The organism is Desulfomicrobium apsheronum (assembly GCF_900114115.1).
Taxonomy (GTDB): Bacteria; Desulfobacterota; Desulfovibrionia; order Desulfovibrionales; family Desulfomicrobiaceae; genus Desulfomicrobium; species Desulfomicrobium apsheronum.
The window spans coordinates 20,000-33,344 of record NZ_FORX01000006.1; the positions used below are offsets into that span (position 1 = coordinate 20,000).

At 59.4% G+C, this 13,345-nt stretch carries 14 protein-coding genes; all 14 read left to right on the plus strand.

Annotated elements, in window-relative coordinates; all coding sequences use genetic code 11:
* Positions 1 to 27 precede the first annotated feature (27 nt).
* The 14 genes from BMZ40_RS07845 (at position 28) to tatB (ending at position 13,124) form a co-directional block, all read left to right on the plus strand.
* Positions 28 to 1,911 carry a heme lyase CcmF/NrfE family subunit gene (locus BMZ40_RS07845; protein WP_092373812.1) on the plus strand — a complete coding sequence of 628 codons (1,884 nt, stop codon included), beginning with the start codon at positions 28 to 30 and terminating at the stop codon, positions 1,909 to 1,911.
* A complete protein-coding gene (locus BMZ40_RS07850; protein WP_092373814.1) occupies positions 1,908 to 2,567 on the plus strand; it encodes an ABC transporter ATP-binding protein in 660 nt (219 codons plus the stop codon). The genes BMZ40_RS07845 and BMZ40_RS07850 overlap by 4 nt, the downstream gene beginning before the upstream one ends.
* Complete coding sequence (locus BMZ40_RS07855; protein WP_092373816.1) at positions 2,564 to 3,238, plus strand: heme exporter protein CcmB; 675 nt, start codon at positions 2,564 to 2,566, stop codon at positions 3,236 to 3,238. Before BMZ40_RS07850 ends, BMZ40_RS07855 begins: the two co-directional genes overlap by 4 nt.
* A 10-nt stretch (positions 3,239 to 3,248) precedes the next feature.
* Complete coding sequence (locus tag BMZ40_RS07860) at positions 3,249 to 3,944, plus strand: cytochrome c biogenesis protein (RefSeq protein ID WP_177193076.1); 696 nt, start codon at positions 3,249 to 3,251, stop codon at positions 3,942 to 3,944.
* A gap of 11 nt (positions 3,945 to 3,955) precedes the next feature.
* Positions 3,956 to 4,087, plus strand: coding sequence for a CcmD family protein (locus BMZ40_RS07865; protein WP_092193761.1), 132 nt, complete (start codon positions 3,956 to 3,958; stop codon positions 4,085 to 4,087).
* Positions 4,074 to 4,661: a tetratricopeptide repeat protein gene (locus tag BMZ40_RS19560; RefSeq protein ID WP_177193077.1), complete on the plus strand. Its 588-nt coding sequence runs from the start codon at positions 4,074 to 4,076 to the stop codon at positions 4,659 to 4,661. The genes BMZ40_RS07865 and BMZ40_RS19560 overlap by 14 nt, the downstream gene beginning before the upstream one ends.
* Positions 4,662 to 4,786: 125 nt before the next feature.
* The gene (locus tag BMZ40_RS07870) at positions 4,787 to 5,899 is read left to right on the plus strand and encodes a branched-chain amino acid ABC transporter substrate-binding protein (RefSeq protein WP_092373818.1); all 1,113 of its coding nucleotides are present in this window, start codon (positions 4,787 to 4,789) and stop codon (positions 5,897 to 5,899) included.
* 110 nt (positions 5,900 to 6,009) lie between these two features.
* Entirely contained in the window at positions 6,010 to 6,918 is a 909-nt protein-coding gene (locus tag BMZ40_RS07875; protein ID WP_092373820.1) for a branched-chain amino acid ABC transporter permease, read from the plus strand.
* Between the two features lie 37 nt (positions 6,919 to 6,955).
* Complete coding sequence (locus BMZ40_RS07880) at positions 6,956 to 8,179, plus strand: ABC transporter permease subunit (protein WP_092373822.1); 1,224 nt, start codon at positions 6,956 to 6,958, stop codon at positions 8,177 to 8,179.
* A complete protein-coding gene (locus tag BMZ40_RS07885) occupies positions 8,180 to 8,968 on the plus strand; it encodes an ABC transporter ATP-binding protein (protein WP_092373824.1) in 789 nt (262 codons plus the stop codon).
* Positions 8,961 to 9,665, plus strand: a complete 705-nt coding sequence (locus tag BMZ40_RS07890) for an ABC transporter ATP-binding protein (RefSeq protein ID WP_092193766.1) — start codon at positions 8,961 to 8,963, stop codon at positions 9,663 to 9,665. Before BMZ40_RS07885 ends, BMZ40_RS07890 begins: the two co-directional genes overlap by 8 nt.
* A gap of 50 nt (positions 9,666 to 9,715) precedes the next feature.
* Positions 9,716 to 11,173 (plus strand): IMP dehydrogenase, encoded by a 1,458-nt coding sequence (guaB, locus tag BMZ40_RS07895; RefSeq protein WP_092373826.1) that lies wholly within the window; start codon positions 9,716 to 9,718, stop codon positions 11,171 to 11,173.
* 45 nt (positions 11,174 to 11,218) lie between these two features.
* A complete protein-coding gene (gene guaA / locus BMZ40_RS07900) occupies positions 11,219 to 12,766 on the plus strand; it encodes a glutamine-hydrolyzing GMP synthase (RefSeq protein ID WP_092373828.1) in 1,548 nt (515 codons plus the stop codon).
* 34 nt (positions 12,767 to 12,800) lie between these two features.
* On the plus strand, positions 12,801 to 13,124 hold the full coding sequence (gene tatB / locus BMZ40_RS07905; protein ID WP_092373830.1) for a Sec-independent protein translocase protein TatB: 324 nt from the start codon (positions 12,801 to 12,803) through the stop codon (positions 13,122 to 13,124).
* Positions 13,125 to 13,345 lie beyond the last annotated feature (221 nt).

Here is a 13,345-nt window from a genome sequence, read left to right on the forward strand (position 1 = left end):
AGAACCTCCACGAGGATACCCCGCTTCATGCACGCCATCAGTTTTACCGCACTACTCTTGAGCATGCTGGCCGCCGTGGGCTTGACCGCGACCGCCGGGATGAAGGCCCTCAAAGACGATTTCGACACCGTAGCCCTGCTTGAAAAGGGGCAGATCCTGCTGACCCTCGTGGTTCTGGCAGTTTCCGCCGTCCTGGTGCAGGCTCTGGTGGTCCGCGATTTTTCCTACGTCTATGTCCGGGATTACACCGACACATTCCTGCCGCTCTTCTATGCCGTAACGGCATTCTGGGCCGGTCAGAACGGATCCTTCCTGTTCTGGTACCTGTGCGTGGCCGTCATGGGCTGGTGCATGATCTACACCCCAGGATATTCCCGGCTGGACAACAGGACCAAGGTTTTCTTCTGGATTCTCTTTTTCCTGATCGAGATCTTTTTCCTTTACGCCCTGACCGGTCCGAGCAACCCCTTCATGAAGCTCGACCCAGTTCCGGCGGAAGGCCGGGGGCTCAATCCGCTGTTGCAGAATCCGGGCATGATCTTTCATCCCCCGCTTCTTTTCCTGGGCTATGCCGGCTACACCATCCCATTTTGCCTGGCCCTGGCCTCCCGCCTCTCGGGCAACAGCCGCGAGTGGCTTGAATTGTGCCGCAACTGGAACATCGTGGCCTGGATATTCCTGACCTCGGGCATCATCCTTGGGGCCTGGTGGTCCTACATGGAGCTTGGCTGGGGCGGCTACTGGGCCTGGGACCCGGTCGAGAACGCGTCACTCATCCCCTGGCTGGCCGGGACCGCCTTCATCCACACCGCCATTGTCGGCCGCACTCGCAAATCGCTGCTGCGCACCAACGTGTTCATGGTCGCCCTGACCTTCCTGCTCTGCTTTTTCGCCACCTTCGTGGTCCGCAGCGGCATGATCGATTCCCTGCACGCCTTCGGCGGCAGCCGCATGGGTATCCCGCTTCTGGTATTCATGGTCGCCACGCTGTTGCTGACTCTCCATGTCTGCCTGGTCCAGCGTGAGGACGACTCCGCGCACATCGATGACTTCGCCAGTCGTCCGGGCATGCTCTTCCTGGCTTCCTGGCTCTTTTTGTGCATGGGCGGCATCGTCTTTCTGGGCGTGCTCTGGCCGGTCCTGAGCAGCATGTGGAGCGCCAATCCCGTGGGTCTTGACGCCGGCTTCTATAACAAGGTCTGCCTGCCGCTTTTTGCCGCGCTGGCCTTTATCATGTCCATCTGTCCTTGGTTTTCGCAAAAAAGCGGGATCAGCGACAAAGCGGCCCTGGGGCTGGTTCTGGGTGCCGGTGCGGGATCGGCGGTGATCATGTTCGTCATGGGCTACTCGCAGCCGCTGGCTCTTTTTTCGGCCGCCTCGGGATTCATGATGATCGTCTCCATTGCCCTGTATTTTGTCCGTAACAAGGGCGCGCGAGCCTTCCTGCCGTCTTTGGGCGCTTACGGAGTGCATCTGGGCGTGGCGCTGATGGTCGTCGGCGTGGCCTTTTCCGGGCCCTACAAGGTGGAGGCGGAGGCCGTACTGACCAAGGGACAGTCCATGACCGTGGGCTCTTACGAGGTCATGTTCCATGAACTGACCCACGATCACGACAATCCGGCCATGGACACCCACGCGGCCCTGTTGACCGTGACCCGGGGCGGCAAGACCGTGGGCAGCATGGCGCCTGAGAAGCGGCTGTATCGCAACTTCGAGCAGTCGACCTTTGCCGAAGTCTCGGTCATCCCGTCTCTGGGCGAGGAAATATACTCCACGCTGCTCGGTTTCGACGAAGAGGGCACGGTCAGCCTGAAGGTGAGCGTCAACCCGCTGGTCAACTGGATCTGGATCGGCGGCACCCTGTCCTGCCTGATCGCGTTTTTGTGCTGGAGAAAGATCGAGCGCCGATGATGAATTCAGGTTCCCTGCTGACCCTGCGCGGGGTCAGCCATTTTTTTGGCTCCCGGCTGATCTTCAAGGGGGTGTCCTGTGAACTGGCGCCGGGCAGCATAATGCTCGTGGCCGGACCCAACGGCGCGGGCAAGACCACCCTCCTGAAGATTATGGCCGGTCTGACACCGCCCCGGGCAGGCACCGTGGAGCGCACGGTCAAGGATCGGGCCATGGCCTTCATGGGGCATCAGACCTTTGTCTATCCGGCGCTTACGGCCCTGGGCAATCTCGAATTCTGGAACAGCGTCTACGGGCGCGGACTTGGCGATGCGGCCCTGCTCGGCCTTTTGGACCGGGTCGGCCTCAAGGGCTTCGCCCTGGAGTCAGCGGGCACGTTTTCGCGGGGCATGGCCCAGCGCCTGTCCCTGGCGCGAGTCCTTCTTGTCGAGCCTGCGCTTGTGTTTCTGGATGAACCTTCAACGGGGCTCGATACGGCGTCCCAGGCGTTGCTGCACGCCGAATTGGAGGCCGCAAGGACCAGGGGCGCGGGAATTGTCTGGATATCCCACGACCTGGATCGGGATCTGGGCCGTGCCGACACGGTCCTTTCGCTTGGTGGACGCGGCATGAGCTATTTCGGCCCGGCGCATGGGTTCGCCCCGGAGGGACCGTGATCGCATCTTCACTGGCCATCGCCCGCAAGGATCTGCGCCTGGCCTTCGCCGGGGGGCAGGGACCGGTGCAGGCGGTGCTGCTCGGACTCCTGCTGGTATTCATCTTCAGCCTTTCGGCTGCTCCGGGCGAGCATTTTTCTGCCCAGCAGGCCATGGCCATCTTCTGGCTGTGCAGCTCCTTCGGGGTGGTCCTGATTTTTTCCCTGCTTTTTCGTTTCGAGGAAGAGAACGACACGGCCACGGCCCTGCTCCTTTCCCCTCTGCCGGTGCAGGGACTGTGGCTGGGCAAGACCCTGGCGGGGCTTATTTTGCTTTTGCTGTGTCAGGTTTTCTTTTTTCCGGCGGCCCTTGTCTTCCTGGGCCTTGACCCCGGCGACAACCTGTCCGGGCTTGTGCTCATGGTGCTGGCCGTGGATGTCGGCCTGTGCGTGCTGGGCGGGCTCATCGGGGCCATGGGGCAGGGCCAGGGAGCCAAGGACGCGCTTTTGACCATCATCGTTTTTCCGTTGCAGGTGCCGCTGCTGCTCGGCGGAATCCGTATCGGGGTCGGGCTGATGCAGGGCACGGCAATGGCCGGAGTCTCGGATTGGTTCGGACTTGTCTTGGCGTTCGACGCAGTTTTTGCGGGCGCGGCACTTTTTCTGTTCCCTCATGTCTTCAGAGGGGAATAAAGGGACGAACATGTTTCGCATCTATCCAAAAATACTCATGATTCTTGCCTGCATCAGCATGGCGCTGATGGCGATCGGACAATACGCCATCTGGTTCCATGCCCCCGAGGAAATGACCATGGGGCTGGTGCAGAAGATCTTCTATTTCCACTTGCCCCTGGCGTGGTGGTCGTTTGTGGCCTTTTTCGGTGTGTGCGCTGCAAGCGTCATGGTGCTGTGGACCGGCCGGGAGCAATGGGACGTTCTGGCCGGAGTGCTGGCCGAGATCGGGGTGCTTTTCAGCGGACTGGCCCTGGTCACCGGCTCCCTCTGGGGCCGAGCGGCCTGGAATACATGGTGGACCTGGGACCCGCGTCTCTCGACGACGCTGGTGATGTGGTTCGTGTACGCCGGCTATCTTGTCCTGCGTTCCGCCGATGTGGGCGGGACCAAGGGCGCGAAGGTGCGGGCCGTGCTCGGGATCGTGGCTTTCTTGGATGTTCCGCTGGTTTTTTTGTCCGCCAGGCTTTGGCGGTCCATTCATCCGGCCGTGCTCGCTTCCAAGGGCGGGGGGCTTGAGCCGGAGATGTGGACGGCTGTGTGGATCAATGTCCTGGCCTGGGGGGCGATGTTTGGGACTCTTGTCCTGGCACGCTATCACGGCGCCGGTCTGAAGCGGCGCGTCGAGGCGGCCCTGATCGGCATTCAGGAAAAGACCTTGCAATAAGGGGAATAGGCATGAATTACCTTTTTATCGCCAATGTGTGCATCTGGCTGGGCGTGGGCGGCTACGTCCTGTTCCTGGCCCGGCAGCACAGTGTTTTGGAACGCCGCGTACGGCAACTGGAGATCATTGATGGAAACGAATAACGCTTTTCCCCAGGCTGCCCGGCGCCGGGCGCTTTTCTTCCTGCTGGCCTGCCTTGGCGTGATGCTCTTCGCGACGGTGAGCTTCAGGGTGGAGAACCCTTCCATCGTGCAGCATGAAGAACCCCGGGGGATGCCCGGCGGCGGGGGCATGGAACAGATGGGTGGAGACATGGCCGCTGTTTCCGCCATGATGAAGAAATTGCAGGAAAATCCAGAGGATGTCCAAGCCATGCGCGCCCTTGGCATGTCTTTCATGGACATGCAGGCCTGGGATAGAGCGATATCTTTTTGGGACATGCTCCTTGAACGGGACGGGAATGACGTCATGGCCCTCAACCAGAAGGGCTTCTGCCTGTTCGAACTGGAGAAATACGCCGAGGCCGCAGAACTTTTCGAGCGCATGCTGACCATCGAGCAGAAGAATTTTCACGCTCACTACAATCTGGGCGTCATCTACAAGCATTATTTGTCGGAGTCCGACAAGGCCGCCGCTCATTTTCAGGCCGTCATCGATGCCGCCCCCGATGATCCCGCCCTGATCGAAAACGCCAAGCGGGAACTCGAAAGCAAGTAATCGCCGCGCTCCTGTTTGACACCTCCAAGGGGCTAATGGTAATAGCCCTCGATTCCGCAAGCTTTAGTGGCCCGCCATGGCGGGCCATGAATCATATCCTAAACTTGAACATTGTGGAGGAACTGATGAAACGTTTTTCTGGTCTCGTGATCGCGGCGTGCCTGACTTTGCTGACCAGTACGGCATTTGGTGCCGATACCGTGAAGATCGGCGTGGCGGGAGCCCACACCGGCGATCTGGCCTCCTACGGCCTGCCGACAGTCAATGCCGCCAAGCTGGTGGCAAAGGACATCAATGCCAAGGGCGGCATCGACGGCAAGCAGATCGAACTTTTGATCCAGGACGAAGAGTGCAAGCCTGAAAAGGCGACCAACGCGGCCACAAAGCTCATTTCCGACGGTGCTGTAGTCGTGCTTGGGCACATCTGCTCCGGCGCCACCAAGGCTGCCCTGCCCATCTACACCGAAGCCAAGATCGTGACCATGTCCCCCTCGGCCACCAATCCTGAGTTGACCCAGAGCGGCCAGTACCCCACCTTTTTCCGCACCATCGCTTCCGATGACGCCCAGGCTATGCTTGGCGTCAACTTCGCCATCGACAAGCTGGGCGCCAAGAAGATCGCCGTCCTGCATGACAAGGGCGATTACGGCAAGGGTTATGCCGAGTACGCACAGAAGTTCATCCAGGAAGGCGGCAAGGCCGAAGTCGTTCTGTTCGAAGGCGTGACCCCCGGCGCGGTGGATTACTCCGCCGTTGTCCAGAAGGTTCGTCAGGCCGGCACGGACACCGTCATGTTCGGCGGCTACCATCCTGAAGCCTCCAAGATTGTTTCCCAGCTGAAGAAGAAGCGCGTCAACGTGAAGTTCATCTCCGACGACGGCGTCAAGGACGACACCTTCATCAAGGTCGCGGGCGTCGATGCCGAAGGCGTGTACGCTTCCGGTCCCCAGGACGTCAGCGGCCTGGAAATGAACAAGGCCGCCAAGGCAGCCCACGTGGCGGAGTTCGGTTCCGAGCCCGGCGCGTTCTTTGATGCCGCCTATGCGGCCATGCAGGCCCTGGTCAACGCCATCGACAAGGCCGACTCCACCGATGCCGACAAGATCATGGAAATGCTTCGCACCGAGAACGTGGACACCACCGTCGGTACGATCAAGTTTGACGCCCGCGGCGATGCCGAAGGCGTTGGCTTCTCCATGTATCAGGTACAGGGCGGCGCTTACGTGGAATTGAAGTAGGCTCCCTCTTACAATGCAGCTTTAACCGAGGGACGGGCGATAAAGCCTGTCCCTCGGTTCTTTCAACAGCCCGGCAAGGAATGGTCCAGGGCCGGAGCAGACGGGGAATTATGGACTGGCAATATTTCACGGAACTTTTTTTGGGCGGATTGACCAGGGGGAGCATCTACGCTCTCATCGCCATCGGCTACACCATGGTTTACGGCATCATCGAGCTCATCAACTTCGCCCACGGCGAAGTTTACATGCTCGGCGCCTTCGTGGGCCTGATCATTGCCGGCGTGCTCGGGATCATGGGATTTCCCGCGCCTGCCATTCTGGTCATCGCCGGGGTGGTGGCGATCATCTACTGCGCTGGATACGGCTACACCATGGAGAAGATCGCCTACAAGCCTCTGCGCGGGGCCGGTCGCCTCTCTCCGCTCATTTCCGCCATCGGCATGTCCCTGTTCTTGCAGAACTACATCATCCTGGCCCAGACTTCCGACTTTCTGCCGTTTCCGCGCCTGATCCCGGATTTTGATTTCATCGAGCCCATCGCCCACGTTTTCGGATCCTCGGACCTCGTCATCGTTGTCACCAGCGCATTCTCCATGGCCGGCCTGACGGCGTTCATCAAGTACACCAAGATGGGCAAGGCCATGCGCGCCACGGCCCAGAACCGCAAGATGGCCATGCTGCTCGGAGTGGATGCGGACAAGGTCATCTCCATCACCTTCATCCTCGGTTCGTCCCTTGCCGCCCTCGGCGGCGTGCTCATCGCCTCGCATGTAGGCATGGTCAATTTCGCCATCGGATTTCTCGCAGGCATCAAGGCCTTCACGGCCGCTGTTCTGGGCGGCATCGGGTCCATCCCCGGCGCCATGCTCGGCGGTCTCTTTCTGGGTCTGTCCGAGAGTTTCGCCACTGGCTACATTTCAAGCGATTACGAAGACGTCTTCGCCTTCACCCTGCTGGTGGTCTTTCTGATCTTCCGGCCGTCGGGAATCATGGGCAAGGCCAAGGTGGAGAAGGTATGATCAGCGGACGCAAACGTATCGAAGGGCGGACACGATAATGAACGAGTTGAAAAAATCCATCATGGTCAGCCTGTGGTTCATGTTCCTGACCTTTCCCCTCATGGTTATCCGCGTCAATACCATTGAAAATACGGTGATTTGGCGCTGGGAGAACATGGCCTTGATAGGCATCGGCAGTTTTGTGCTGTCCTTTGTGTGGCGCTGGGCCATGCGGCGCAAGGAAGCCGGTGACGCAGTGGCGGCGTCCGGAGAAAAGAAGAGCGGCAAATTGGCGGAGCTGGCCAACAACCCGGCACTGACCAATTCGTTTCGAGCTTTTTTTCTGGTCGTCTTTCTGGTCACTCCCTGGCTTGTGACCACATACCAGACCAATATCCTCATTTCCTTTTTGCTTTACGTCGTGCTCGGGCTCGGCCTGAACATCATCGTCGGCGTGGCCGGCCTGCTGTTTCTCGGCCATGCGGCCTTCTACGCCATCGGCGCCTATTCCTACGCGCTCCTGAACCAGTATTTCGGTCTTGGCTTCTGGGTTGCACTGCCTCTGGGCGGCGTGATCGCGGCTTTGGCGGGCATCGCACTGGCCTTTCCGGTGCTGCGGCTACGCGGAGACTATCTGGCCATCGTCACCCTCGGTTTCGGCGAGATTGTGCGCCTGGTGCTTGAGAACTGGAGCGATCTGACGGGAGGTCCTTCGGGCATCTCGAACATTCCGCGCCCGGGCCTGTTTGACGCAAAGCTCTCGGTTGCAGATGCAAACATCTATATTTATTATATTGTGTTGGCTTTGGCCATCATCACCATCATCGCGGTGACCCGCCTCAAGGATTCGCGCATCGGTCGCGCCCTGCAGGCCCTGCGTGAAGATGAGATCGCTTGCGAGGCGATGGGCATCGACCGGGTCGGCGTGAAGGTCATGGCTTTTGGCCTGGGCACTGCCTGGGCCGGGTTCGCGGGAGTCATCTTCGCGGCCAAGACCACCTTCATCAACCCCGCGAGCTTTACCTTTTTCGAATCGGCCATCATTTTGTCCATTGTCGTTCTGGGCGGGATGGGTTCAAACCTCGGGGTCATCCTCGGTTCCGCCTTTCTGGTGCTCCTGCCGGAATATCTGCGCGCCTTTTCCGAGTATCGCATGATCCTTTTCGCCTCCGCCATGGTGCTCATGATGGTCTTTCGACCTCAGGGGCTCATTCCGGCCAAGGGGCGCTCCTACACGGTGGACGATCCTGAATTGAACGCGGCCAATGGAGGACGTATCTAGATGAAACCGGTACTCGACGTCACGGCTGTGTCCATGAATTTTGGAGGCTTGCGCGCTTTGAACGAAGTGCAGCTTGAGGTCCAGTCAGGAGAGATCGTCGCGCTCATCGGCCCCAACGGGGCGGGCAAGACCACCTTCTTCAACTGCATCACAAGCATCTACGAACCAACCGAAGGCGAAGTCTGGTTCACGCCCAGGAATGGGGCGCGGACCAAGGTCAATGGCCTCAAGCCCAATCTGGTCACGGAACTCGGCATGGCCCGGACCTTCCAGAATATCCGGCTTTTCAAGAACATGAGCGTGCTCGAAAACGTCATGATCGCCCGCCACTGCCGGACCAAGACCGGCATCTGGGGCGCGCTTCTGCGTTCGCCCAGTGTGCTCCGCGAGGAAAAGGAGATCGTGGATCGGAGCTATGAGCTGCTCAAGTATATGGGATTGCACAAGTTCTACAAGGAACTGGCCTGCAATCTGCCTTACGGAGCCCAGCGCCGCCTTGAAATCGCCCGTGCCCTGGCCACTGACCCGACGCTTCTGCTGCTTGATGAACCCGCAGCGGGCATGAACCCGCAGGAAACCGAGACGCTCAAGCATCTGGTTTTCAAGATCCGGGACGAGATGGACATGGCCATCCTGCTCATCGAACACGACATGAGCATGGTCATGAGCCTCTCGGGGCGCATTTACGTCATGGAGTACGGCTGTCTCATCGCCAGCGGCACTCCGTCCGAGATCAGCAGCGATCCTCGGGTCATCAAAGCCTACCTCGGGGAGGAAGCGCATGCTTGAGCTCAAGAACGTCTGCACATTCTATGGAAACATCCAGGCCCTGCACGGAATTTCCATGCACATCGACAAGGGGGAGATCGTTTCCCTGATCGGTGCCAACGGCGCAGGCAAGAGCACCACGCTCATGTCCATCTGCGGTGGGGTTCCGCCCCGAAGCGGCGAGATTCTGTTCGAGGGCCAGCCCATTCATCAGGTCAAGGCGGACCGGATCGTGCGCATGGGCATCTCGCAGGTGCCTGAAGGACGGCTCATATTCCCGGAAATGACGGTCATGGAGAACCTGGATCTGGGGGCCTTTCTGCGCAACGACAAGGTCGGCATCGCCCAGGATCTGGAATATGTCTTCACGCTCTTTCCCATTCTGGCCGAACGACGCAAGCAGCTCGGCGGCACCCTGTCCGGCGGCGAGCAGCAGATGCTGGCCATTTCCCGCGCGCTCATGGCACGGCCGAGGTTGTTGCTGCTGGACGAACCCTCGCTCGGCCTCGCGCCGATCATCATCGCTCAAATTTTCGACATCATTCGCAAGGTCAATGAATCGGGAACCACGGTTTTTCTGGTCGAGCAGAACGCCAATCAGGCGCTCAAGATCGCTCACAGGGCCTATGTCATGGAAAACGGCCGCATAACGCTTGAGGACTCGGGCGCGGCCCTGCTCTCCAATGAGGATGTCAAAAAGGCTTACCTGGGGATCTAGCCCCGAATTTTGAATTGTAACCCAATCCCCAGCATCGGGAGAGATGAAATATGGATAAATTTCTAGGCAAGGCGTTGACCTTCGACGATGTCCTGCTTGCTCCGGCGTACTCTGAAGTGACGCCGGATCAGGTCATTTTGAACACCAGACTGACTCCGGCCATTGAACTCAACATCCCCTTCTTGAGCGCGGCCATGGACACGGTCACGGAGTCGCGCATGGCTATTTCCCTGGCTCGGGCCGGGGGCATCGGCATCGTGCACAAGAACATGACCGTCGAGCAGCAGGCCCTTGAGGTCGTGAAGGTCAAGAAGTCGGAATCGGGCATGATTGTCGATCCGATTACCGTGGCCCCCGACGACACCGTCGGTCATGCGCTTGAGCTCATGCGCGACTACCGCATCTCCGGCCTGCCGGTGGTCCTTGGCGACCAGCTCGTGGGCATCGTCACCAATCGCGACGTGCGCTTCGTGACCGACATGTCCGCCAAGGTCAGTGAAGTCATGACCAGCAAGAGGCTTGTCACCGTGCCGGTGGGCATTTCCCTGGAAGACGCCAAGCGGCACCTGCATGACAATCGCATCGAGAAGCTTCTCGTGGTGGACGAAGGCAACAAGCTCAAAGGGCTTTTAACCATCAAGGACATCGACAAAGTCCGCAAGTATCCCAACGCCTGCAAGGACGAGATGGGACGCCTTCGTGTCGGTGCGGCCGTGGGTATCGGCACCGGACGTGCCGAACGCGTCGAGGCGCTGGTCAAAGCCGGCGCGGACGTGATCGTCCTGGATTCGGCCCATGGCCATTCCCGAAATATTCTGGACGCGGTCCGCGCGACCAAGACCGAGTGGCCGGATGTTCAGATCATCGCCGGCAACGTGGCTACCTACGAAGGGGCCAAGGCCCTCATCGCGGCGGGCGCCGATGCGGTGAAGGTGGGGATTGGGCCCGGCTCGATTTGCACCACGCGCATCGTGGCCGGTGTGGGTGTGCCGCAGATCACGGCCATCATGGAATGCGTACGGGCTTGCCGCGAAGAAGGCCGCTGCTGCATCGCCGATGGCGGTGTGAAATTCTCCGGTGACGTGGTCAAGGCTCTGGTCGCCGGAGCCGATACGGTCATGATGGGCTCCATGTTCGCTGGAACCGAGGAGAGCCCGGGCGAAAAGATTCTGTATCAGGGCCGCACCTACAAGATTTATCGCGGCATGGGTTCCATCGACGCCATGAAGGACGGCAGCAGCGATCGCTATTTCCAGGAAGGGTCGAAGAAGCTCGTTCCCGAGGGCATTGTCGGCCGGGTTCCCTACAAGGGCTCGGTGCTTGAGACCATCGATCAGCTTGTCGGCGGAGTGCGCTCCGGGATGGGCTATCTGGGCGCCAAGGACATCGAGACCATGCAGCAAAAGGCCCAGTTCGTGGAAATCTCTGCGGCCGGTCTGCGCGAAAGTCACGTTCACGACGTGATCATCACCAAGGAAGCGCCCAATTACAGGGTGGACGCGTACTGAAATTTTCGAGATCATAACCATCCGTGAAATCGGATGGAGGTAAAAATGGATATACAAGAAAAAGTCATCATTCTGGATTTCGGGTCCCAATACACCCAGCTCATCGCCAGGCGCACCCGTGAATCCGGTGTCTATTCCGAGATTCATCCCTGCAATATCGGCATAGACGAGCTCAAGGCCATGCAGCCCAGCGCCATCATCCTTTCCGGTGGTCCGGCCTCCGTGTCCAGCCCCGACTCTCCGGGCATTGATCCCTGTATCTTCGAGTGGGGCCTCCCGATCCTTGGTATTTGCTACGGCATGCAGCTCATGGCGCACATGCTCGGCGGCAAGGTCGCGCCTTCGCTTGACCGTGAATACGGCCGCAGCGATCTTTACTTCGAAGGACAATGCCCTTTGTGGCACACGGTCTCCGAGGCTGAGAAACTTACGGTCTGGATGTCCCACGGGGACCATGTCCTGGCCGTTCCTCCGGGTTTTTCGGTCACGGCCAAGACCCAGAACATCGAGATCGCGGCCATGGCCGACGTCAGCCGTAAGATGTATGCGCTGCAGTTCCATCCCGAGGTGGCGCACACCGAGCAGGGTGACGAGATCCTGCGCAATTTCCTATTCCATGTGGCGGATCTCAAATCCGTCTGGACCATGTCCTCGTTCGTGGATTCCATGCTCCAGGCGCTGCCGGAGCAGATCGGCGACGACAAGGTCGTGTGCGGTCTCTCAGGCGGCATCGATTCCACCGTTGTGGCGGTGCTTCTGAACAAGGCCATCGGCAAGAATCTGCATTGCATCTTTGTCGACAACGGCCTGCTGCGTGCGGGCGAGGGCGACGAGGTCATCGGCTACCTGCGCCAGCATTTCGATCTGAACCTGCATTACATCAAGGCGCAGGACAAATTCCTGTCCCGGCTTGAAGGGCTTGATGATCCCGAGCAGAAGCGCAAGATCATCGGCTACACCTTCATCGAGGTTTTCGAGGAAGAGGCCAAGAAAATTCCTGGGGTCAAGTATCTGGCCCAGGGCACGCTCTATCCCGACGTCATCGAATCCATCAGTTTCAAGGGTCCTTCCGCCGTGATCAAGAGTCATCACAACGTCGGCGGGTTGCCTGAAAAGATGGATTTCGCCCTGGTCGAACCCCTGCGCGAGTTGTTCAAGGACGAAGTGCGCAAGGTCGCCCAGGAACTGGGGCTACCTGATTTCATCGTGTGGCGCCACCCGTTCCCGGGTCCCGGCCTTGCCATCCGCGTCATCGGCGAGATTACAGACGAGCGTCTTGAAATTCTGCGTCAGGCCGACAAGATCGTGCAGCACGAGCTCATGGCTTCCAACTGGTACTACAAAGTCTGGCAGGGATTTGCCGTACTGCTGCCGCTGAAGACGGTTGGCGTCATGGGCGATGAGCGTACTTACGAACACGTCATCGCCCTGCGCATTGTCGATTCCATAGACGCCATGACCGCCGACTGGTCCAGGATCCCGACTGAAATCCTGGGGCGCATGTCGAGCAGGATCATCAACGAAGTAAAAGGGGTGAATCGCGTCGTGTACGACATTTCGTCCAAGCCGCCGAGCACCATAGAGTGGGAATAGCCGTCCAAAACACACCTCTCACGGAGATGAACCTATGTTTGGAATTGGGTCCACGGAACTTATAGTTATTCTCATTGTCGCCCTGATCGTCATCGGGCCGGCCAAGCTGCCTGAAATGGCCAAGTCCCTGGGCAAGGCCCTGGGCGAATTTCGGCGAGTCAGCACCGATGTGAAGCGGACCATCGAAATGGAAGCTGAGCAGTCCGAGCAGAAGGTGAAGACGGAGCAGGCCAAGAAGGAGCTTTTTCCTGAAACCGCAGCCACTGCCGAGCCTAAGGACGCGGCTGCTCCTGCTCCCGCCCAACCTGCCGAGCAACCCACCGTGCAGGCCACGGAGAACGAAAAGGACAAGGCATGAGCGAGGAGCGCACGGATCGGGACAGGATCGAAGACGAAGCCGGCGCTGAATCGGAAGGAACGTCTTCCCTGAATCAGGGCGAGGGTACGGCTGAAGGCCCCGCTCTGAACGATTCTTCCGACGAAGGGCACGCCCCCGGTGAGGACCTGACGGACGCCTTGGCTTCGGACGAAGCGGAGGATGGCACTTCCCGGCCGACGGAGGATTCGCCGTCGGAAGAT

Coding starts and splice junctions, on each gene's coding strand:
- BMZ40_RS19560 (WP_177193077.1), top strand. CDS start 4,074: ATGGAAACGAATAACGCTTTTCCCCAGGCTGCCCGGCGCCGGGCGCTT.
- BMZ40_RS07885 (WP_092373824.1), top strand. CDS start 8,180: ATGAAACCGGTACTCGACGTCACGGCTGTGTCCATGAATTTTGGAGGC.
- BMZ40_RS07875 (WP_092373820.1), top strand. CDS start 6,010: ATGGACTGGCAATATTTCACGGAACTTTTTTTGGGCGGATTGACCAGG.
- guaA (WP_092373828.1), top strand. CDS start 11,219: ATGGATATACAAGAAAAAGTCATCATTCTGGATTTCGGGTCCCAATAC.
- guaB (WP_092373826.1), top strand. CDS start 9,716: ATGGATAAATTTCTAGGCAAGGCGTTGACCTTCGACGATGTCCTGCTT.
- tatB (WP_092373830.1), top strand. CDS start 12,801: ATGTTTGGAATTGGGTCCACGGAACTTATAGTTATTCTCATTGTCGCC.
- BMZ40_RS07865 (WP_092193761.1), top strand. CDS start 3,956: ATGAATTACCTTTTTATCGCCAATGTGTGCATCTGGCTGGGCGTGGGC.
- BMZ40_RS07890 (WP_092193766.1), top strand. CDS start 8,961: ATGCTTGAGCTCAAGAACGTCTGCACATTCTATGGAAACATCCAGGCC.
- BMZ40_RS07880 (WP_092373822.1), top strand. CDS start 6,956: ATGAACGAGTTGAAAAAATCCATCATGGTCAGCCTGTGGTTCATGTTC.
- BMZ40_RS07845 (WP_092373812.1), top strand. CDS start 28: ATGCACGCCATCAGTTTTACCGCACTACTCTTGAGCATGCTGGCCGCC.
- BMZ40_RS07860 (WP_177193076.1), top strand. CDS start 3,249: ATGTTTCGCATCTATCCAAAAATACTCATGATTCTTGCCTGCATCAGC.
- BMZ40_RS07850 (WP_092373814.1), top strand. CDS start 1,908: ATGATGAATTCAGGTTCCCTGCTGACCCTGCGCGGGGTCAGCCATTTT.
- BMZ40_RS07870 (WP_092373818.1), top strand. CDS start 4,787: ATGAAACGTTTTTCTGGTCTCGTGATCGCGGCGTGCCTGACTTTGCTG.